Origin of the sequence: Micromonospora sp. DT68 (genome assembly GCF_049847245.1) — a bacterium.
Lineage (GTDB): Bacteria > Actinomycetota > Actinomycetes > Mycobacteriales > Micromonosporaceae > Micromonospora > Micromonospora profundi.
The window spans coordinates 22,954-42,218 of record NZ_JBNCNZ010000008.1; the positions used below are offsets into that span (position 1 = coordinate 22,954).

Genomic DNA, 19,265 nt, shown 5'->3' on the forward strand with positions numbered 1-19,265 from the left:
TTGCACTTTGTGACGCCCCTGCGCGTCTTATGCCCTTTTTGCCGAGGCAGCAACTGCAAGATCGCGGGCGCGCGAGGGCGAGGGCGAGGGCGAGGGCGAGGGCGTGGGGGTGTGGGTGGGTCAGTGGGTGCGGCGGATGTCGTAGGCGGGGCCTTCGGGGCCGGGGATGGTGCCGAGGAAATCCTGGCCGCGCATGCGGCACCAGGCGGGGATGTCCACCGCCGCTGCCGGGTCGTCGGCGAGCACCCGTACCACGGTGCCCACCGGCACCTCGGGCATCCGGCGGGCCGCCGCGATCACCGGCAGCGGGCAGCGCTGGCCCCGGCAGTCGAGTACCTCGTTGGGCATCGTCACAGCCCCACCACCCCCGCCTCGGCGCGCAGCCCGGCGACGATCCCGGGCAGCTCGGCGAGGAACCGCTCGACGTCCGCCCCGGTCGTCTCCCGGTGCAGGCTCACCCGCACGTTGCCGTGCGACAGCACGCCCATCGCCTCCAGTACGTGCGACGGCCGCAGCGTGGACGACGTGCAGGACGAGCCGGACGACACAGCGAAGCCCCGCCGGTCCAGCGCGTGCAGCAGCGTCTCGCCGTCGACGTACAGGCAGGAGAACGTCACCAGATGCGGTAGCCGCAGCACCGGATCACCGACCACCTCCACGTCGGGCACCTCCGCCGACACCCGCGCCCGGATCCGGTCCACGAGCGGCGCCACCCGGGCCTGCTCGGTCGCCGCGTCGGCCGCCGCCGCGCGCAGGCTCGCCGCCGCCGCCACCACCGCGGGCAGGTTCAACGCCCCAGGGGTACGCCCGCCCTCCCGCTCGTCGGCAGGCCACGGCGACTCCCAGCGGGTGCCCTTACGCACCGCCAGCACCCCCACCCCCGGCGGGCCACCCCACTTGTGCGCGCTGCCGGTGAGCACCGACCAGCCCGCCGGCACCGGCACCCGGCCGATGGACTGCGCCGCGTCGACGTACAACGGAACACCGACGTCGGCGCACGCGGCGGCGGCCTCGGCGACCGGCTGCACAGTGCCCACCTCATGGCTCGCGCTGATCAGCGCGGCCAGCGCGACACCGGGAACCCGGACGGCGTCCGACCATGCCGCCAGGTCCAGCCGGCCCTGCCTGTCGACGGGCACCGCAACTGCCGTCCCGCCCGCCGCCTGGTGCCGCTCGGCCGCGTGCAGGACGGCGGAGTGCTCGATCGCCGAGTGCACGAACGCCGACCCGGACCGACGCCGCCCGGCCAGGCCGCCGAGGACAGCCGCGTGCGCCGCCGTCGTACCGCTTGACGTGAAAGAGATCTCGTCGGCGCGGACGCCGAGCGTCTGCGCGGTGGCCTCCCGGGCGGCGTCGAGCAGCTGCCGGGCGCGGCGGGCCTGGGCGTAGAGCTTGCCCGGGTCGGCCCACCCGTCCTCCAGGGCCGCCAGCAACGCCTGCCGGGCGACCGGATGCAGCGGCGCGGCGGTCGCCGCGTCCAGATAGACAGGGGATGGGCTCACGGGTGCACCTTTGTTCGCGACTGCGGGGCTCGCAACCCCGGCTCACTCCTCGCGCTCACGGGGCTGCCTTTGTTCGCGACTGCGGGGCTCGCAACCCCGGCTCACTCCTCGCGCTCACAGTCGCAAACGCTATCGCGGCGGTATGCGCAGGATCCCCCCGATGGGGGCGGAGAGTGACCCCACCACGGCCCAGCTCGTCATGGTCGAGTAATCTGCGACCGTCGGTGACGCCTTTGCCGTCGGTGCTGAGGAAAGACGCACCGCGGCGCGCTAGGGAGGCAGGACCAGGTGGTCGCAAGGAGTTCGGAGGTACGGCCGACGGCCGTACGGCACAGCGCTTCCCCAGGAGCAGGTGGACGCCGGGGACGTGGTGCCGGTCGGTTGGCCGGGCTCGGTCTCGGTGGCGTGGCGCTGCTGGTCCTGCTCACGGGCTGTGACGTGGGCCGGACGTTCGGCGGCTTCGGTTGGCCGCAGGGCGGCATCACGCCGGAGTCGCGGCGGATGTACGACCTGTGGATCGCCTCCTGCATCGCCGCGCTCGCGGTCGGTGTCTTCGTGTGGGGCCTGATCTTCTGGTGCGTGGTGCGCTACCGCAAGCGCGGCAACGCGCTGCCTGTGCAGACCCGCTACAACCTGCCGATGGAGTTCCTCTACACCATCGCGCCGATCCTGATCGTCTCCGTGCTCTTCTACTACACGGCGATCGTGCAGACCGACGTGGACAAGCTGTCGAAGAACCCGGACGTCACGGTCGAGGTCGTCGCGTTCAAGTGGAACTGGCAGTTCAACTACCGCGACGGGCAGGGCCCGGACGCCCGCACCACGGCGTCGACGCTCGGCACCAGTGACGTCATCCCGGTGCTCGTGCTGCCGACCAACCGGTCCATCCGGTTCGAGGAGACCAGCCGCGACGTCATCCACTCCTTCTGGGTGCCGGAGCTGCTGTTCAAGCGGGACGTCTTCCCGGGCAACGTCCGCAACGTGTTCGAGGTTTCCAGCCTGGACGCCGAGGGCGCGTACGTCGGCCGCTGCGCCGAGCTGTGCGGGAGCTACCACGCGTTCATGAACTTCGAGCTGCGTGTGGTCTCGCCGGAGAAGTACGAGCAGTTCCTGGCGGCCAAGCAGGCCGGCAAGTCCACCCAGGATGCGCTGTCCGAGATCGGTGAAGAGCCGTACGCGGAGACCACGCGACCGTTCGACACCCGGCGGACGCAGAGCAACTTCAACCCGGACGACGCTCCGGCCTTCCCGGGAAGCTGAGGGCAGCCGCATGAAGACCGAGTGGCGAATCTTCCTGATCATCGCCGGCTTCCTCCTCGGGGCCACCGTCCTCTACGGCGCCTGGACCAACGGTGAGGCCGGCGGCATCGAGTGGGTGGGCACGGTTGCCCTGCTGCTGTCGTTCCTGCTCTGCACGATGTGCGGTGGGTTCTTCTGGTTCGTCTCCCGCCGTATCGACCTGCGCCCGGAGGACCGCCCGGACGCCGAGATCGCCGACGGCGCCGGTGAGGTGGGCTTCTTCAGCCCGGGCAGCTACTGGCCGTTCGGCCTGGCGATGGCCGCCTCGATCGCCGCGCTGGGCCTGGTGTTCTGGCAGTACTGGCTGATCGGTGTGGGAATGCTGTCGGTCGTCTTCGCCGTCTGCGGGCTGCTGTTCGAGTACTACACCGGCACCCGGCGTACCGCGGAGCACTGATCCACCCGGTCGCGCTCGCGGCCGACGCGTACCACGACGAAGGCCCGCTCCCCGAACAGGGAGCGGGCCTTCGTCGTGCGTGCGGTCGACCCGGCTGCGGGTCAGGCGGCGTGCTGGCGCGTGGGCTGCCGGCGGTGCCGACGGTCGGCCAGCCGTGTGACCGGCGCGGTGAACGTGGCGATCACCACGGCGGCTCCGCAGTCGGTGCAGACCAGCTCGGGACAGTCGGTGCCGTGGCTGTCGACGCAGGGCGGTGCCTCGAACAGTGCCACGCCCACGCAGACGTCGCAGTAGAGCTCGCGGTGCGACACGGGCGTCTCCTTCACTCCAGGCGACCCGCTCCGGCGTGACACGTGGCACCCGGCAGCGGTGCAGAACTACTCACCTGTAGTTTCCCACCTCGGTCCGACATTCCTGCGCGGACCGGGGGCGACCAGCACGCGGGGGACCGGTCAGCCGGCGGTGGCGACCTCGATCCACCGGTCGAGGGTGGCGGCCGCCGCACCCGAGTCGATCGACTTGGCGGCGCGGTCCAGTCCGGCGCGCAGGGCCTCGGTCAGATCGCCGTCCAGAGGACCCTGTGTGGCGAGCGCCGCCGCCGCGTTGACAAGCACCGCGTCGCGTACCGGACCGGTCTCGCCGGCCAGGAGGCGACGGGCCACGCCGGCGTTGTACGCGGCGTCACCGCCCCGCAGGTCACCGAGGGTGGACCGGGGTACCCCCAGGTCCGTGGCGTCCAGCAGCGCCTCCCGTACGGTGCCGCCCTGAGCTGCCCAGACGCGGGTCGGCGCGGCGGTGGTGAATTCATCGAGCCCGTCCTCGCCGCGCATCACCAGCACCGAGTCGCCACGAGCGGCGAACACGCCGGCCATCACCGGCGCCATGCGCGCGTCGAAGCACCCGACGGCACCGGCACGGGGCCGGGCCGGGTTGGTCAACGGGCCGAGGAAGTTGAAGACTGTGGGGACGCCCAGCTCCCGACGGACCGGCCCGGTGTGCCGCATCCCGGGGTGGAACCGCGCAGCGAAGCAGAACCCGATGCCGGCCTCGGTGACACAACGCACGATGGCGTCCGGGTCGAGATCCAGCGGGATGCCGAGGAACTCCAGCAGGTCGGCGGTGCCGCAGGAGGAGGACGCGGCCCGGTTGCCGTGCTTGACCACGCGTACGCCCGCACCGGCCACCACCAGCGCGGCCATGGTGGAGATGTTCACCGTGTGCGCAAGATCACCGCCGGTGCCGACCACGTCCAGGGCGGTCGAGCGCAGCTCGTCGGGAAGCTCGACAGGCACCGCCCGGCCGAGCATCGTCTCCACCAGACCGGCGAGCTCGGCCGAGGTCTCGCCCTTGGCCCGCAGCGCCACGGCGAAGCCGGCCACCTGCGCGGCACCCGCCGAGCCGGCCATGATCTCGCCCATCGCCCAGGCCGTGTCGGCGGTGGACAGCTCCTCGCCGCGCAGCAGCGAGGTGAGCAGGTGCGGCCAGGTCCGATCGCCCATGGCGGGCCTCCCGAGCGTGCGAAGTGCGGGTGGGCTGGAACCGGCGCCGGTCACCCCGGCGCCGCGTCGGTGCCGGAGAGCGGGGGACGTCAGGCGGGTGCGTGCGTCCGCAGCAGCTCGGCCACCGTGTTGCCGGTGGTCACCGGGTCGAGTGGGTGCACGAGCGTCCCCTCGACCTCGGCGTACGCGGCGAGCCATCGGTCGGCGGCGCGGGCGATCACCAGGCAGACCGGGGGAGAGTCCTCCCGGTCGTCCTTGATCTGCCGGGCGATGCCGATGCCGCCGCCCGGGTTGGCCTCACCGTCGAGCAGCATGAGGTCGATCTCATAGTCGTCGACCAGGCGGATCGTCTCGGCGTAGGTCGACGCGTCCACGAACTCGACCTGCAACCCGGGCGCGGGCCGGGTGCCGACGGCGAGCCGCATCCGGTCACGGACCTGCGGGTCGTCGCTGTAGAGCAGGACGGTACAAAGTCGATCGCTCATGCCGGCACTCCGCTTCGCTCCGTGCCGTCATGAGGAACCATCGCGCTGAGCCCGATGATTCGTTCGCGGTGCTCACTCATGCCGGCACTCTGCTTCCACCTCGAAAACTGCGCCGATCGTACCGGGCGGCGTGACGTAGCCGACACGCCGCCTGCCGCCGTCGGCTCCGCGTACCGTCGTCGCAGCTCAGGGGGCCGCGGCGCCCGCGGCGCGTTCGCGTGCCTCCTGGCGGTCCAGCTCGCGGTCGAGCCGGCGGGCCTCCCGCTCGGACTGCTTGACCCACTGCACGACAAGCACCGCGATCATCGTCACGCTCACGAATTCGCCACCCGCCCAGAGGATGCCTCCGGCGAGCACCTGGTCGGCCTTGGGGTCGGCCCAGTCGAGGTTGAGCGACGGGTACCAGTCGCCGCCGAAGAGCGTGCTGCTCTGCATGATCGTGAGCCCGAGCACTGTGTGGAACGGCACGGAGAGCAGCATCAGCAGCGCGCGGGCCGGGTACGGCCAGCGGCCGGGCAGCGGGTCGAGCCCGAGCAGCGGCCAGAAGAAGACGCAGCCGGTCATGATGAAGTGCGCGTGCACCAGCTCGTGCGCCCAGGCGTGCTCAAGCGTGTAGCGGTACAGGTCGCTGAAGTACAACACGAACGGGTTGACAACGAAGATGGCGAACGCCACGAGCGGGAAGCTGTAGACGCGGGCCACACGGCTGTGCACGATCGCCAGGAGGCGTTTGCGTGGCCCGACCGGCAGGGTTCGCAGGGCCAGCGTCATGGGCGCGCCAAGCGCGAGGAAGATCGGCGACACCATGGACAGCACCATGTGCTGGACCATGTGCACCGACAGCAGCGCGGTGTCGTACGCGTGCAGCCCACTGACCGTGACCAGCGCGATGCCGCCCAGGCCGGGGCCGAGGAAGAGCGCGGTACGCGCGACCGGCCAGCGGTCGCCGCGCACGCGCAACCGGTGCACGCCGTAGAGGTAGAGACCTGCGGCGAGCACCAGGCCGAGGGCCAGCCAGCTGTCCAGCCGGGTCTCGGTCAGGACCGCGCCGACGGTGAACGGTGGCGGGGTCGCCTCGGCGCTGACGGCCAGGGTGGACGTGCCCGCCGGGGTGGCGGCGAGCACAACGGCCGGGACAGCCGAGGTGGCGGCGAGGATCGGATCGACGTGCAGCACGCTTTTCAGGCTAGGCCAGGCGAACCGGACCCTGACGTCCGGCCCACGGATGGTGTGGGTTTGCCACCCCGCTGATCGCCGGCCCCGGTCAGGGGCAATAATGACGGCGTGACTGCGGCCCCAGCCATTGACAAGAGCCGGATCCACTCTCTGACGCGACCCAACATGGTCAGCGTCGGGACGATCGTGTGGCTCTCCAGCGAACTCATGTTCTTCGCGGCGCTCTTCGCGATGTACTTCTCCATCCGCGCGGCTGCGCCGGAGCAGTGGGAGAAGCACACCGAGGTGCTGAACATCCCGTACGCGACCACCTTCACGGTGATCCTGGTCCTCTCGTCGGTGACGTGCCAGCTCGGCGTCTTCGCGGCGGAGAAGGGCGACGTGCACGCGCTTCGGCGTTGGTTCACCGTCACCTTCGTTATGGGCCTCATCTTCGTGCTCGGTCAGCTGAACGAGTACCGCGAGTTGGTCCACGAGGGCATCAAGATCAACGCCGACGGGTACGGATCGATGTTCTACCTGACGACCGGCTTCCACGGCCTGCACGTGGCCGGCGGTCTGGTCGCCTTCATCATCTTCATGGTCCGAACGACCATGGGACGGTTCACCCCGGCGCAGGCGACCTCGGCGATCGTCGTGTCGTACTACTGGCACTTCGTCGACGTCGTGTGGATCGGGCTGTACGCCATGATCTACTGGCTTCAGTGATCTTGGCGCGTCACGAACCGCGCCGCTGCTTCGTCCCCTGAGACAAGGTCCAACCGGTTAAGGACACAGCTCATGACTTCTGACAACGACCGCCGACGCGGCCTGCTCGCGCGGTTGCGCGAGCGGCCCGCCGCGCGCAGCAGGGGCCGCCGCCGGCTGGGCGCCGCGGTCCGGCTGATCGCCGCGCTGATGCTCGCCGGCGGTGCCTACACCGTCTTCGCCCCCGGTGCGCAGGCGCAGGACAACCCGCCGATGACCGGCGCCGCAGCCGAGGGCAAGGCGCTGTTCGACGTGAGCTGTGTGACCTGCCACGGACGCAACGCCCAGGGCGTCGAGGGCCGCGGACCGAGCCTGGTCGGCGTCGGCGCCGCCTCGGTCGAGTTCCAGGTCAGCTCCGGCCGGATGCCGATGGCCCGGCAGGAAGCCCAGGCGCACCGCAAGCCCCCGCTCTTCACCGACGAGCAGACCCGTCAGCTCGCCCAGTACATCCAGGAGCTCGGCGGCGGTCCGGTCGTCCCGGAGGGTGACATCCTGCGCGAGGGCGCCAACGTCGCCTCCGGCGGTGAGCTGTTCCGGATCAACTGCTCGCAGTGCCACGCCTTCGGTGGCGGTGGTGGCGCGCTCTCCTCGGGCAAGTTCGCCCCGAGCCTGCACCCGGCGACCGACCGGCAGATCTACGCGGCAATGCTGAGCGGGCCGCAGAACATGCCGGTGTTCGGTGACAACCAGCTCCGACCGGAGCAGAAGGCCGACATCATCGCCTACATCCAGGAGACGCTGAAGCACGACCAGGACCCGGGCGGGTTCAACCTCGGTCGGTACGGGCCGTCCACCGAGGGTGTGGTGATCTTCCTGGTTGGCATCGTGGCGCTCGTCTTCGCCAGCCTGTGGATTGCGGGCAAGTCGTGACCGAGCGGATCATCAGATTCAGTGCCGTGGTGCCGCTCGGCGCCACCCCTAGCGAGGTGACGGCATGAGCACCCACACCGAGCACCAGGCCCCGCAGGGCCGGGAGCCGCTCGACGTGAACGACCCCACGCTGACCCGGTTCGACATCGTCCGCGAGGGCGCCCGTCGGGACGACATCGAGATCGTCCACTACGAGCCGCAGGTGCAGCCCGGCACCAAGGCCGAGCGTCGGCTGACCCGTGTGGTCGCCGCGCTCTTCCTGATCACCGGCCTGGCAGCCACCGCGTTCCTTGTCGTCTACATCTGGTGGCCGTGGCAGTACGAGCCGGGCCGGGGTGGCGACAAGCTCTACACCCCGCTGCTCGGCCTCACCCTCGGCGTGGCGCTGCTCGCCGTCGGCTTCGGCATCCTGACCTGGGGCAAGAAGTTGCTGCCCAAGGAGGTGTCGATCCAGGACCGGCACGAGGGCCAGGTAGACGAGGAAGGCCGCACCATCACCGGCCAGACCATGCTCTACATGGCTGACGAGCTGGGTGTGAAGCGTCGTCCGCTGCTCGGCATCTCGCTGCTGGCCGGTCTCGCGCCGGTGGCCGCGGTCGCTGCCGCGCCGCTGGTCGGTGGGTTGATCTCCAACCCGCACAAGAACAACCAGATGTTCCGCACCGGCTTCTCTCCCGCCGAGGGTGGGCAGCTGATCCGCCTCGTCCGCGAGGACGGCCGCCCGATCCGCCCGGCGGACGTCAGCGCCGGCGGCCAGCTCACCGTCTTCCCGGGCATCGACCACGGCGTGAGCAACCTGCACGCCGACTCGCCGACGTTGCTGATCCACCTGCGCGACTCCGACGCGCAGGAGTCCCGCCGGGCCAACGAGAAGATCGGCCACGGCGACTACATGTGGGGCAACTACGCGGCGTTCTCCAAGATCTGCACGCACGCCGGCTGCCCCGCCAGCCTGTACGAGCAGCAGACCAACCGGCTGCTCTGCCCGTGCCACCAGTCCCAGTTCCTGATCACCGACAACGCCAAGCCCGTCTTCGGCCCTGCCAGCCGGCGGCTGCCGCAGCTGCCGATCGAGGTGGACTCCGAAGGTTTCTTCGTGGCGAAGTCCGACTTCACCGAGACCGTCGGGCCTGACTTCTGGGAGCGGCCATGAAGCGTCGAAAGCTTGACCTGAAGGCGACGCCGGGCAAGGCCGCGGTGGGAGTGGACGACCGCTTCGCGGTGGCCACCCCGCTGCGCAAGCTGCTGAACAAGGTCTTCCCGGACCACTGGTCGTTCCTGCTCGGCGAGATCGCGCTGTTCTCGTTCATCGTGCTGCTGCTGACAGGTGTGTTCCTCACCTTCTTCTACGAGCCGGCGATGACCGAGGTGGTCTACAACGGCAGCTACGCCCCGTTGCAGGGCACCCCCATGTCAGCCGCGTACGCCTCCAGCCTGGACATCTCGTTCGACGTCCGCGGTGGCCTGGTGATGCGGCAGATGCACCACTGGTCGGCGCTGCTGTTCATGGCCGCGATCGTCGTGCACATGCTGCGCGTCTTCTTCACCGGCGCGTTCCGCAAGCCGCGCGAGACCAACTGGATCATCGGTTCGCTGCTGTTCTGGGTGGGCTTCCTGGCCGGCTTCACCGGCTACTCCCTCCCGGACGACGGCCTGTCCGGCACCGGTCTGCGGATCGCCTCGGCGATCATGCTGTCCATCCCGGTGATCGGCTCCTGGGTCACCTCGTCGGTCTTCGGCGGCGAGTTCCCCGGCACGATCATCATCAGCCGGTTCTTCATCGCCCACGTCCTGCTCGTCCCGGGTCTGCTCGTCGCCCTGATCAGCGTCCACCTGGGTCTGGTCTTCAAGCAGAAGCACACCCAGTGGCCCGGCCCCGGCCGGACCAACAACAACGTGGTCGGCGAGCGGATGTTCCCGCGCTACGCGTTGAAGCAGGGCGGCTTCTTCATGGTCGTCTTCGGTGTCGTGGCGCTGCTGGGCGGTCTGTTCCAGATCAACCCGATCTGGCTGTTCGGCCCGTACGAGGCGTGGGTGGTCTCGGCCGCCAGCCAGCCCGACTGGTACGTCATGTTCCTCGACGGCTCGACGCGACTCATGCCCGCCTGGGAGATCAACATCCCGATCGGTGACGGGTACGTCATCCCGCCGCTGTTCTGGCCGACGGTGGTGCTACCCGGCATCCTTGTGGGCCTGTCGACGATGTACCCGTTCCTGGAGGCACGGCACCTCAAGGACCGCAAGAGCCACAACCTGCTCCAGCGGCCCCGCGACGTCCCGGCCCGTACCGCGCTCGGTGCCATGGCGGTGTCGTTCTACATCGTGCTGACGCTCTCCGGCGCCAACGACGTGATCGCCGACAAGTTCCAGATCAGCCTGAACGCGATGACGTGGGCCGGCCGGATCGGTCTGCTGCTGATCCCGCCGGTGGCGTACTACGTCACCTACCGGCTCTGCCTCGGTCTGCAACAGCACGACCGGGAGGTTCTCGCGCACGGCGTGGAGACCGGCATCATCAGGCGTCTGCCGGACGGCCGGTTCGTCGAGGTGCACCAGCCGCTCAGCGCGGCGAACGGTCACGACGACGGCCACGGCGGCCTGGAGTACGTCGGCTGGGTGGTCCCGAAGAAGATGAACCGGCTCGGTGCCCTCGGCCCGGCGATCCGGGGCTTCTTCTACCCGATCGAGAAGCCGGTCGAAGCGCCGGTCTCGCCGGGGCACCCGCCGGTCGAGGCTCGAGCAGAGCGCGAGGAGATCGGCAGCGGCGAGAGCCGTCGCTGACCCCCCGAACGCTGTGTGACGTGGCGCCCGCCGGACTTCCGGCGGGCGCCACGCCGTTACCGGCGTCCCAGCACCGTCCGGCCAGGAGTCGGACGGCCACGGTGCGACCGGTCGACCCCGCGCGACGGGCGATCGCAGGAATAACCCCGGTGAGCCGGGTATCCGTGCGGTCCAACGTCTCTAGGGGGGGAAGCATGTTGGGTATCAAACGCCTCGGCCTGTTGGCCGCGCTGGTGCTTGTCGGTGTCGCGCCAGCCGCGGCCGCGCAGGCCGCGGCACAGCCGTCAACGCAGGACACCCAGTACCTGCAGGCTCTGCACCAGGTGAACCTGTTCGAAATCACCGCCGGTGACCTGGCTGAGCAGAAGGGCCAGGACCAGGGGGTCAAGGACCTGGGCGCGATGCTGAAGACCGACCACACGTCTCTGGACCAGACGGTCCAGCAGACCGCGTCGCAGCTCAACGTCCAACTGCCGAACGAACCCACCACCGACCAGCAGAAGGTCATCGACAAGCTCAACAACGTCAGCGGCGCCGAGTTCGACAGGCTCTGGGTGACAAGTGAGCTGGCCGGCCACGTCCAGGCCATCCAGGCCACCCAGACGGAGATCTCGCAGGGCTCCGAGCAGTCGGTGGTCCAGTTGGCCCAGACCGCCCTGCCGACATTGCAGGCGCACTACGACGAGCTGGTCCAGCTCGCCAACCAGCTTGGCATCCCGGTCCCGCAGACCAGCGCCAGCGGTACGCCCAGCCCGGGCGGCACCGGCACTGAGTCGCCGGCTCCGGGCGGCACCGGCACCGAGTCCCCGGCTCCGGGCGGCACCACCGAGTCGCCGGCTCCGGGCGGCGGCATCACCGAAACGCCGGCTCCGAGCGTGAGCTGACGTAGCGGCAGCAGACGGCCGGTCCATCCGTGTGGGTGGACCGGCCGCCGTGCGTCTGGACCCGCTTTGCGGCGGAGTCGAACGGATCAGTCGGCGGTGGCCAGGCCGATCGCGAACGCCTGCTCCAGGTCGTGCTGGGAGTACGCCCGGAACGCGATGTGCGACTCGGTGTTCAGCACACCCGGCACCTTGGAGATGCTGCCCGCGATGACCTGGGCGATCTGGTCGAACTCTCGTACCCGGACGATGGCGATGAGGTCGACGTGCCCGGCCACCGAGTAGACCTCGCTGACGCCGGAAAGGTTGGCCAGGGTCTCCGCCACCTCGGGGATCGCATCGGTGGCGCAGTCGATCAGCACAATGGCGGTGATCACGGCACGTTTCTCCGTTCGTCGGCGTCGTCGCCCATGCTAGATGTTCGCAACGTGCATGGAGACGGGAGCCCGTGCCGCTCAGCCGTGCGCGGTGACCCGCACTGTGCCGCCGTCGGTGGAGCGGATCGCGTCGTGCAGTCGTTCGCCCGGGTGCACAGTCGCGCCCGGCCAGACGACAGTGCGGCACACATCGCCGTACACCCGCGCGCCTGGGCCAACCACCGACTCCCGGCACCGGCCGGTCACGGTGGCCGACCTGTCGACAAGGGCGCCTCCGGCGGCGGCGTGCAGGTTCGCCGTCAGGTAGTCGGCGGGGGTACCGGTGTCGTAGAAGGTGCCCGGATAGGGCACCACCTGCAACGCTCCGGCAGCCTCGGCCGGCCGCCAGACGGCTCGGACCAGGTCGGAGAAGACGACCGGGAGGTCGCGGACCAGCCGCCAGGGCAGCAGCGAGAAGCCGGTGAAGCAGTGTCCGGCGAAGGTGCCCGGCGCCGTCGGGTCCGCGGCGGGCTGACCGAGCAGGCGTACACAGCGCCCGTCCCAGTCGGCCAGCATCGCGGCCACGTCGGGCCCGGGGGGAGCGGCCGTGTCGGCCAGGTACGCGTCCGCGTTGCCGACCAGCACGGGCCGTCCGGCGATCCAGTCCCGCAGGTTGGCCACCCCGCCCGCGGTGCCGAGCGGGTCACCGGGCTCCACCGACAGGTACGCCCGGTCGCCGACGTGCCCGACCACCTGGTCGGCAAGGTAGCAGGCGTTCACCGCGACCCGGTCGGGACCGGTTAGGCCGAGCCCCGCCAACCGGGCCAACGCGCGGTCCAGCAGTGACACGTTGCCCACCGGGCAGAGGGCCTTGGGGACCCGCTCGGTGAGCGGGCGCAGCCGGGTGCCCTCGCCTGCGGCCAGCACCACAGCGCAGACGTCCGCCGGCCCGCCCGGCACAGTCATGGCGCGTCGTCGGGAATCGGCGGTGGGAACTGCCCGGCCAGCGGCCCGATGTCGTAGTAGGCGAGCAGCCGGGCGGTGGGCCAGGTCAGCTTCGGCAGGTCGTCAAGCGGGTGCCACACGGCCTCGAACACCTCCGCGCCGTCGACCGCGAGGGTGGTCTCCGACGCCGGCACCTCCGCCTCGAAGACCATGTCCACCCAGCCCTTGGCGTGCACGATCGCGTTCGGCACGGCGGGACGCAGCCGCGACGGGGGAAGCCGGATGCCGGACTCCTCGAACAGCTCGCGGGCAGCGCCCACCACCGGCGGCTCACCCTTGTTGAGCAGGCCGGCTGGGAGGGACCAGCCCTTGCCGGGCGGCTGACGCAGCAGCAGCAACCGGCCCGCGCCCGTGGCCTCGGTGTCGCGGACCAGGGTGACCGCGCCGACGATGTACTTGGGCACGGCCAGCCGGACCAGGCGTCGGCGAACCGGCAACGGCAGCCGATAGAAAGCCTGGTAGAAGATGGCCCGACCAGCGGCACGGGTACGGGGGATCATGACCCCAGGCTAGTGGTCACGAATGCCTTTCGGATGCGCTGGGGCCGTGCCGGTCACTGCCGATGATCGACAAGGTCGATGAGCTGGCGGACCACGGTGTCCGGTTCGAGCACCCGGTCGAAGACCGCTACCAGCAGGGTCTCCAGGTCGGGGTAGCCGAGCTCCTCGGAGAGCCGCAGCAACGGCAGGTCGCTGGCCAGGCCGCGATTGTGCTGGCGCAGGGCGAGCCCGATGGTGGCCCGACCCAGGCGGACCTTGTCGCTGATCGTGATGCCCGGCTCGGTGTGCTCGGCGAACCAGCGGTTGATCTGCATCTGCGCGTGCGGTGACTTGACGAAGTCGAGCCATTCCCGGCGCGGGCCCCGTCGTGCCTCGCCTGCCTCGAAGCCGTTGTCGCCGTCGTTCTCGGTGAAGATCTCCACCACGTCGCCCTCGTCCAGCTCCGAGCTCAACGGCGCGAGCCGGCCGTTGATCCGGGCCGCGAGGCAGTGGTCGCCCCGCTCGTTGCCCAGCTCGTAGGCCACGTCGACAGGTGTGGCGCCGGCCGGCAGCACCACCTGACGCCCGTCGGCGAACACCTGGATCTGCCCCTCGGCGAGGTCGCAGCGCAGCGACTCGTAGAACTGCGCCGGGTCGGCGGCGTCCGGCTCCCAGTCCAGCACCCGGCGCAGCCAGTCCAGCTGCTCGGCGCGGGCCGCGGCGTCGCCCCGACCCGAACGCGGAAAGCGGAAGTCGGCGGCGATGCCGTACTCGGCCGACCGGTGCATCTCCTCGGTGCGGATCAGCACCTCGACAGTGCGGTTCTGCGGGCCGCAGACACTTGTGTGCAGCGAGCGGTAGAGGTTGTTCTTCGGCGAGGCGATGAAGTCCTTGAAGCGGCCGGGGACCGGTCGCCAGGTGCCGTGGATCGCCCCCAGGGCGGCGTAACAGTCGGTCGCCGGGCCGTCGACCACCACCGAGATGCGGGGCAGGTCGTACGGGGCGGTGTGACCGCCGGAAACGGTGTCCTTCCAGATCGAGTAGAGGTGCCGGGGTCTCGGGGCGACCTCGGCGGTGACCCGGCTGCGGCGCAACGCCACCCGGGTCCGTGTCACCACCGAATCCAGGTACGCGTCCCAGCCGGGCCTGTCGTGCACGTGCCGGGCCAGCCGGGCGTGCTCCTCCGGCTCCAGGTGCAGCAGCACCACGTCGTCCAGCTCGCGCTTGAGGCTCTGGATGCCCAGCCGGTCGCAGAGCGGGACCAGCACCTCCTGGGTCTTGCGGGCGATGCGTTCGCGGGAGGCCGCGGAGCGCACACCGAGGGTGCGCATGTTGTGCAGCCGGTCGGCCAGCTTGATGATCAGCACCCGGACGTCCTTGGCGGCCGCGACGATCATCTTGCGGATCGTCTCGGCCTCGGCGGCCTTGCCGTAGAACGCCTTGTCGAACTTGGTCACCCCGTCGACAAGGTGGGCCACCTCGCCGCCGAAATCCTCGGACAGCGCCTGGAGCGTGTAGCGGGTGTCCTCCACGGTGTCGTGCAGCAGCGCCGCCACCAGGGTCGTGGTGTCCATGCCCAGCTCGGCGCAGATCTGCGCCACAGCGAGCGGATGGGTGATGTACGGCTCCCCGCTCTTGCGGAACTGCCCCCGGTGCATGTTCTCCGCGATTGTGTACGCCCGGCGCAGCACCGCAGGGTCGGTGCCGGCGTGAATGCTCCGGTGGGTGCGTACCAGCTGGGTGACCGGGTCGGAGTCGGTGGTCGGCCAGGTGAGCAACGACCGCAGTCGTCGGGTCAGCGGCAGCTCACCCGACTGGGTCGGCAGGGCGCCCCCCAGGGCGGCGCCGTGTCCGGCGTCGACGTCCACGAGGGACACCTCCTCACCCCGGCTCCGCGGCCGCCGGACCCGGCGGGCGGGAGCAGGCCCACGAAACGGGCAGGACTGCACTTCTCTAACAGCCTAAGCGAGTCGACGTAGTCCGATCGGACACTTGGTCATGAGCGTTCGGTCGAGAGTTGGTGGGAAGCCCCGCTCTCGGCCTTCGCCAGCAGGTCACGGAAGCGGCCCGCGCCACCGGCTGGTGAGGCCCAACCGGAGGACATCTCGACGAGCCGGGTCTCCGGTCGCTCCAACCAGGACAGGATGCGTTCGGACTCCTCCGCTGTGGCCGACGGCACAGGGCCGTGCCCGCCCGGCACCGTCTCGGCGGTGGCCCGGATGGTGGTCAGCGTCGGTCGCGGGTGGACGCCGGGCGGGGACACCCCTGCGCCGGCCAGCCGGCCGTGCCGGACCAGGGCCAGCTCCCAGCCGCCCCGAGCGGCGGGGCGGGCGGCGGCCAGTTCGACGATGCCGGTCAGCGCGGATAGCCGCTGCATCCGCACTGTGGCGCGCAGCACCGCGGCAAGTCGGGACCGCACCACTGCGGCCTCCTCGTAGCGCTGGCCAGCCGAGAGCGCCTCGATCCGGGCGAGCAGCGCGTCCACCACCGGCTGCGGGTCACTCGCGGTGGCCGTGCGAAACGGTGCCGCCGCGCGCTCGTCGTACTCCTCGGGGGTGATCTTGTGCTCGCAGGGCGCCGGGCAGCGACCAAGCTCGGCCAGCGCGCAGGCCGGCGTGACGGTGCGCAGCGAGAGCCGGTGCGTGCACTGGCGCAGCGGCACGGCGTCGTGGAAGCCGGCGGCGGCCAGCTCCGCGGCCCGCCGGGAGGTGAACGGCCCGAGGTATGCGGTGTCGGTGGGGGAGATATCCCGGACGATCGACAACCGGGGGTACGGCCCGTCGGTCAGCTTGAGCCAGACCATCCGCTCCGGGTATTTCGACCGCCGGTTGTACGGTGGCGCGTGCGCGGCGATCAACCGCAGCTCGCGGACCTCGGCCTCCAGCGAGTGCGAGCACTCCACTGCCTCGACCCGCTCGGCCGCGGCCAGCATCTCGGAGATCCGGGCGCGCTTCTCGCCGGCGGTGAAGTAGCTGCGCACCCGGGTGGCGATGTCGCCGGACGTGCCCACGTAGAGCGGCCGGTCGTCGGCGGCCCGGAAGATGTAGACGCCGGGGACCTTGGGCAGCCCGTCGGCCAGGTGGCGCTTGCGTCGCTGGGTCGGGGTGACCGCGCGGGCGAACTCGATGGCGTCGCCGACGGTGTCCACCCGGTGACCGCCGAGCCGGCCGATCAGCCCGTGCAGCACGTCGACGGTGGCCTTCGCGTCGTCGAGCGCGCGGTGGGTGGGCTGGGTGGCGGTGCGGAAGTAGGCGGCCAGGGTGCCCAGCTTGCGGTTGGGCACCTCGTCGCGGGTGAGCACCCGCCGAGCCAGCGCCGCCGTGTCCAGCACGCGGGGGTTGGGCCAGCGGTAGCCGTGCTTGGCGCAGGCGGCCTTGAGGAAGCCCACGTCGTAGGGGGCGTTGTGGGCCACGAGCACCGCGTCGGCGAGGAACTCCAGGAAGCTCGGCAGCACCTCCTCGATCGGCGGTGCCGGCAGCAGCATGGCCTGGGTGATCCCCGTCAGCACGGTGATGAACGGCGGGATCGGCTGCCCAGGATTGACAAGGGTGGCCAGCACGCCCAGCTGCTCGCCACCGCGCACCTTCACCGCACCGATCTCGGTGATGCCGCCACCGTCGGGCGCCCCGCCGGTGGTCTCCAGATCGACCACCACGAAGGTGGTCGCGTAGAGGGGCAACGCCGGGTCCACCCCGCCCACCGCCGGGTCGAGGCCGGCCAGTGACTCCTGGACGTACTCCGCTTGTGCCATCGGCGGCACGCTAGCGCCACGGTCCGACACTCCCGTCACAGCGGTCTCACCCGTCACCATGGGGCTAGGATGAGAGATCGGCTCACTCACCGGGCGGTGGGCCCACCAACGGTGGGAGACTTGCCACATGCCCCTCACCGAGCCGCACGACGACCACCTCCCGCAGGAGGATCTGGTCGCGCGCGACGGTGCCGTGGGCGACGCCGACGCCGAGGCCGACCCCGACCGCGACCCCGACGCCGACGCCGCGTCGGCTCCGGGCGGTGAGGTGGTCATCGAACCCGAGCCCACGCTGCCCGAGCCTGTCCGGCAGCGGATCGTGGCACTGACCGCCGCCGTGCTGCCCGCCCTGCCTGCCGACGAGGTGCCGGTGCCGCTGCGCCGGGTGGCCAAGTTCGCTCCGAACCGGCGGGCACGACTCGGCGCACCGGCCATCGCCGCCCAGCTCGCCGCCGATCCGCTGTTCCGGCAGCGGGTCACCGCCCGGGTGCTGGCCGACGCCGGCGACCTCGGCGCGGCCGTGATCGACGGCACCGCGCCGGCCGCCGCCGACCCTGTCGAGGTGGCCGCGCTGGCCTACCTGGGTCGCCCCCGGGGCTGGCGGGAGTTGATCGACGCCAGCGGCGCGGCCGTCCGCGCCGAGGCCGACAGCGCCGTCGTCGCCGAGCTGGTCCGCGAGGCCGAGCAGCGGGCGACCCGCGCCGAGCACGACCGGGCGGTGGCCCGCGTCGAGGCCGACAAGCTGCGCGACGAGCTGTCGCGCGTCCGGGAGGAGCTGGGTCAGCTCCGCGAGGAGTCCCGCCAGTTGGCGCGTACCCTGCGCGAGACCCAGGCCCGTGAGCGCAAGGCCGCCGAGCTGCTGGCCACCGAGCGTGGCCGGGCGGCGCGGGCGAGCGCCGACGTGGACGCCGAGCTGCGCCGCGCCCGTGCCCGGCTCGCCGAGGCGGAGGCGGCGGCCGGGGTGGCCCGCGCCAGTGCGAAGGAGGCGCGTTCGGTCGACGACGCGCGGCTCTGGCTGCTGCTGGAGACCATCGGTCAGGCCGCCGTCGGGCTGCGCCGCGAGCTGGCCCTCGACCCGGTGGACAAGCTCCCCGCCGACTTCGTCGCCGACGCGTTCGCCGAGCAGCCGGGTGCCGCACCTGCCGGTCCGGCCGCGCGCGCCCGCGACACCGACGATCCGGCGCGGCTGGACCAGCTGCTCGCCCTGCCCCGGGCGCACCTGGTGGTCGACGGCTACAACGTCACCAAGCGCGGTTTCGGCGAGATGTCGCTGGAGCAGCAGCGCAAGCGCCTGATCACCGGGCTGGGTGGGATCGCCGCGCAGACCGGCGACGAGGTCACAGTCGTGTTCGACGGTGCGGAGCGGATGCACGGGCTGCCACCGGCGCCGCGTGGCGTCCGGGTGCTGTTCTCCCGCAAGGGCGAGACGGCCGATGAGCTGATCCGGCGGTTGGTCCGCGCCGAGCCGGCTGGTCGGCCTGTCGTCGTGGTGTCGTCCGACCGCGAGGTGGCCGACGGGGTCCGCCGGCACGGCGCGTACCCGCTGGGGGCCGACTCGCTGCTGCGCCGCCTCGCGCGTTCCTGACGTCACCCTGCCCGCACGGTCGGGTCGTCGGCGTGTCGGACCGGCCGGGATACCCCGATATCGCTGATCTGGAGTGGATCTCGTCCGCAACGGCCGGTGCGGACGGTTCTGTCGTACCCGGTGGATAGCGTCGATGTGACCGACGGTGCTCGGGCGACGACAAACCGCCGCCCGCGTGCCGCGAGCCGATCAGGAGGCGTGATGCTCATCGACTGCGAGGGGTGCGCTAAGGAGCGGGGTGACGGCTGTTCCGGCTGCCTGGTGGCCGCCCTGTTCGACGAGGCGTCCCCGGCGGCCGGCCTGGACGCCGCCGAGGTCCAGGCGATCGAGGTGTTCGCCCGGGCCGGCTTCGACGTGAAGGTGCTGGCCGCCCCGGCGCGTCCCGGCGCGGCCCGCCGCCGCGCCTCCCGGCGCGTCGCCTGAGCGCGACACCGTGCCCGGACCGGGCTTTT

General features: G+C 71.1%; 20 protein-coding genes. 9 read left to right on the forward strand and 11 right to left on the reverse strand.

What is annotated here, in order from left to right; translation table 11 throughout:
* Nucleotides 1-120: 120 nt before the first annotated feature.
* Together ACPXB1_RS16610 and ACPXB1_RS16615 are read right to left on the reverse strand one after the other, a co-directional pair.
* A complete protein-coding gene (locus ACPXB1_RS16610; protein WP_425735496.1) occupies nt 121-354 on the reverse strand; it encodes a sulfurtransferase TusA family protein in 234 nt (77 codons plus the stop codon).
* Nucleotides 351-1,502 carry a cysteine desulfurase family protein gene (locus tag ACPXB1_RS16615; RefSeq protein WP_425735497.1) on the reverse strand — a complete coding sequence of 384 codons (1,152 nt, stop codon included), beginning with the start codon at nt 1,500-1,502 and terminating at the stop codon, nt 351-353. The genes ACPXB1_RS16610 and ACPXB1_RS16615 overlap by 4 nt, the downstream gene beginning before the upstream one ends.
* Nucleotides 1,503-1,790: 288 nt before the next feature.
* Between ACPXB1_RS16615 and coxB the strand changes: the two genes are divergently transcribed.
* Nucleotides 1,791-2,762, forward strand: a complete 972-nt coding sequence (gene coxB, locus ACPXB1_RS16620) for an aa3-type cytochrome oxidase subunit II (protein ID WP_355593159.1) — start codon at nt 1,791-1,793, stop codon at nt 2,760-2,762.
* A 10-nt stretch (nt 2,763-2,772) separates the two neighbouring features.
* Nucleotides 2,773-3,198 carry a cytochrome c oxidase subunit 4 gene (locus ACPXB1_RS16625; RefSeq protein WP_355593157.1) on the forward strand — a complete coding sequence of 142 codons (426 nt, stop codon included), beginning with the start codon at nt 2,773-2,775 and terminating at the stop codon, nt 3,196-3,198.
* 101 nt (nt 3,199-3,299) lie between these two features.
* Here ACPXB1_RS16625 and ACPXB1_RS16630 read toward each other — a convergent pair whose 3' ends face one another.
* The 4 genes from ACPXB1_RS16630 to ACPXB1_RS16645 form a co-directional block, all read right to left on the reverse strand.
* Entirely contained in the window at nt 3,300-3,509 is a 210-nt protein-coding gene (locus ACPXB1_RS16630; RefSeq protein WP_355593156.1) for a hypothetical protein, read from the reverse strand.
* 141 nt (nt 3,510-3,650) lie between these two features.
* Entirely contained in the window at nt 3,651-4,697 is a 1,047-nt protein-coding gene (trpD, locus tag ACPXB1_RS16635; protein WP_355593154.1) for an anthranilate phosphoribosyltransferase, read from the reverse strand.
* A gap of 89 nt (nt 4,698-4,786) precedes the next feature.
* Nucleotides 4,787-5,182: a hypothetical protein gene (locus tag ACPXB1_RS16640; RefSeq protein WP_355593152.1), complete on the reverse strand. Its 396-nt coding sequence runs from the start codon at nt 5,180-5,182 to the stop codon at nt 4,787-4,789.
* Between the two features lie 186 nt (nt 5,183-5,368).
* Entirely contained in the window at nt 5,369-6,358 is a 990-nt protein-coding gene (locus tag ACPXB1_RS16645) for a cytochrome c oxidase assembly protein (protein ID WP_355593150.1), read from the reverse strand.
* Between the two features lie 108 nt (nt 6,359-6,466).
* Between ACPXB1_RS16645 and ACPXB1_RS16650 the strand changes: the two genes are divergently transcribed.
* From ACPXB1_RS16650 to ACPXB1_RS16670, 5 genes are all read left to right on the forward strand, one after another.
* Nucleotides 6,467-7,066 (forward strand): aa3-type cytochrome oxidase subunit III, encoded by a 600-nt coding sequence (locus tag ACPXB1_RS16650; protein ID WP_053657968.1) that lies wholly within the window; start codon nt 6,467-6,469, stop codon nt 7,064-7,066.
* 72 nt (nt 7,067-7,138) lie between these two features.
* Nucleotides 7,139-7,975, forward strand: coding sequence for a cytochrome bc1 complex diheme cytochrome c subunit (locus ACPXB1_RS16655; RefSeq protein WP_053657969.1), 837 nt, complete (start codon nt 7,139-7,141; stop codon nt 7,973-7,975).
* Between the two features lie 64 nt (nt 7,976-8,039).
* A complete protein-coding gene (locus tag ACPXB1_RS16660) occupies nt 8,040-9,128 on the forward strand; it encodes a cytochrome bc1 complex Rieske iron-sulfur subunit (RefSeq protein WP_053657972.1) in 1,089 nt (362 codons plus the stop codon).
* Nucleotides 9,125-10,756, forward strand: a complete 1,632-nt coding sequence (locus ACPXB1_RS16665) for a cytochrome bc1 complex cytochrome b subunit (protein WP_053657974.1) — start codon at nt 9,125-9,127, stop codon at nt 10,754-10,756. Before ACPXB1_RS16660 ends, ACPXB1_RS16665 begins: the two co-directional genes overlap by 4 nt.
* A 194-nt stretch (nt 10,757-10,950) precedes the next feature.
* Nucleotides 10,951-11,640: a DUF4142 domain-containing protein gene (locus ACPXB1_RS16670; RefSeq protein WP_053657976.1), complete on the forward strand. Its 690-nt coding sequence runs from the start codon at nt 10,951-10,953 to the stop codon at nt 11,638-11,640.
* 86 nt (nt 11,641-11,726) lie between these two features.
* Here the strand turns inward: ACPXB1_RS16670 and ACPXB1_RS16675 are convergent, their stop codons facing one another.
* The 5 genes from ACPXB1_RS16675 to ACPXB1_RS16695 all read right to left on the reverse strand — a co-directional run bounded on the left by ACPXB1_RS16675 (nt 11,727) and on the right by ACPXB1_RS16695 (nt 17,228).
* Nucleotides 11,727-12,014, reverse strand: coding sequence for an Lrp/AsnC family transcriptional regulator (locus ACPXB1_RS16675; RefSeq protein ID WP_355593142.1), 288 nt, complete (start codon nt 12,012-12,014; stop codon nt 11,727-11,729).
* Between the two features lie 78 nt (nt 12,015-12,092).
* A complete protein-coding gene (locus ACPXB1_RS16680) occupies nt 12,093-12,959 on the reverse strand; it encodes a nucleotidyltransferase family protein (protein ID WP_355593140.1) in 867 nt (288 codons plus the stop codon).
* The gene (locus ACPXB1_RS16685) at nt 12,956-13,498 is read right to left on the reverse strand and encodes an NUDIX hydrolase (RefSeq protein ID WP_355593138.1); all 543 of its coding nucleotides are present in this window, start codon (nt 13,496-13,498) and stop codon (nt 12,956-12,958) included. The genes ACPXB1_RS16680 and ACPXB1_RS16685 overlap by 4 nt, the downstream gene beginning before the upstream one ends.
* Nucleotides 13,499-13,551: 53 nt before the next feature.
* Nucleotides 13,552-15,345: a RelA/SpoT family protein gene (locus tag ACPXB1_RS16690; RefSeq protein ID WP_355593221.1), complete on the reverse strand. Its 1,794-nt coding sequence runs from the start codon at nt 15,343-15,345 to the stop codon at nt 13,552-13,554.
* A 128-nt stretch (nt 15,346-15,473) separates the two neighbouring features.
* On the reverse strand, nt 15,474-17,228 hold the full coding sequence (locus ACPXB1_RS16695; RefSeq protein ID WP_355593136.1) for a DEDD exonuclease domain-containing protein: 1,755 nt from the start codon (nt 17,226-17,228) through the stop codon (nt 15,474-15,476).
* A gap of 127 nt (nt 17,229-17,355) precedes the next feature.
* Between ACPXB1_RS16695 and ACPXB1_RS16700 the strand changes: the two genes are divergently transcribed.
* A complete protein-coding gene (locus ACPXB1_RS16700; protein WP_355593134.1) occupies nt 17,356-18,813 on the forward strand; it encodes an NYN domain-containing protein in 1,458 nt (485 codons plus the stop codon).
* A 201-nt stretch (nt 18,814-19,014) separates the two neighbouring features.
* The gene (locus tag ACPXB1_RS16705; protein WP_355593132.1) at nt 19,015-19,236 is read left to right on the forward strand and encodes a hypothetical protein; all 222 of its coding nucleotides are present in this window, start codon (nt 19,015-19,017) and stop codon (nt 19,234-19,236) included.
* The last annotated feature ends 29 nt before the right edge of the window (nt 19,237-19,265 follow it).

Bases quoted from the DNA above. Each gene is read 5' to 3' on its own strand.
- ACPXB1_RS16625 (WP_355593157.1), top strand. From the start codon at position 2,773: ATGAAGACCGAGTGGCGAATCTTCCTGATCATCGCCGGCTTCCTCCTC.
- trpD (WP_355593154.1), bottom strand. From the start codon at position 4,697: ATGGGCGATCGGACCTGGCCGCACCTGCTCACCTCGCTGCTGCGCGGC.
- ACPXB1_RS16640 (WP_355593152.1), bottom strand. From the start codon at position 5,182: ATGAGCGATCGACTTTGTACCGTCCTGCTCTACAGCGACGACCCGCAG.
- ACPXB1_RS16655 (WP_053657969.1), top strand. From the start codon at position 7,139: ATGACTTCTGACAACGACCGCCGACGCGGCCTGCTCGCGCGGTTGCGC.
- ACPXB1_RS16660 (WP_053657972.1), top strand. From the start codon at position 8,040: ATGAGCACCCACACCGAGCACCAGGCCCCGCAGGGCCGGGAGCCGCTC.
- ACPXB1_RS16665 (WP_053657974.1), top strand. From the start codon at position 9,125: ATGAAGCGTCGAAAGCTTGACCTGAAGGCGACGCCGGGCAAGGCCGCG.
- ACPXB1_RS16670 (WP_053657976.1), top strand. From the start codon at position 10,951: ATGTTGGGTATCAAACGCCTCGGCCTGTTGGCCGCGCTGGTGCTTGTC.
- ACPXB1_RS16680 (WP_355593140.1), bottom strand. From the start codon at position 12,959: ATGACTGTGCCGGGCGGGCCGGCGGACGTCTGCGCTGTGGTGCTGGCC.
- ACPXB1_RS16685 (WP_355593138.1), bottom strand. From the start codon at position 13,498: ATGATCCCCCGTACCCGTGCCGCTGGTCGGGCCATCTTCTACCAGGCT.
- ACPXB1_RS16695 (WP_355593136.1), bottom strand. From the start codon at position 17,228: ATGGCACAAGCGGAGTACGTCCAGGAGTCACTGGCCGGCCTCGACCCG.
- ACPXB1_RS16700 (WP_355593134.1), top strand. From the start codon at position 17,356: ATGCCCCTCACCGAGCCGCACGACGACCACCTCCCGCAGGAGGATCTG.
- ACPXB1_RS16705 (WP_355593132.1), top strand. From the start codon at position 19,015: ATGCTCATCGACTGCGAGGGGTGCGCTAAGGAGCGGGGTGACGGCTGT.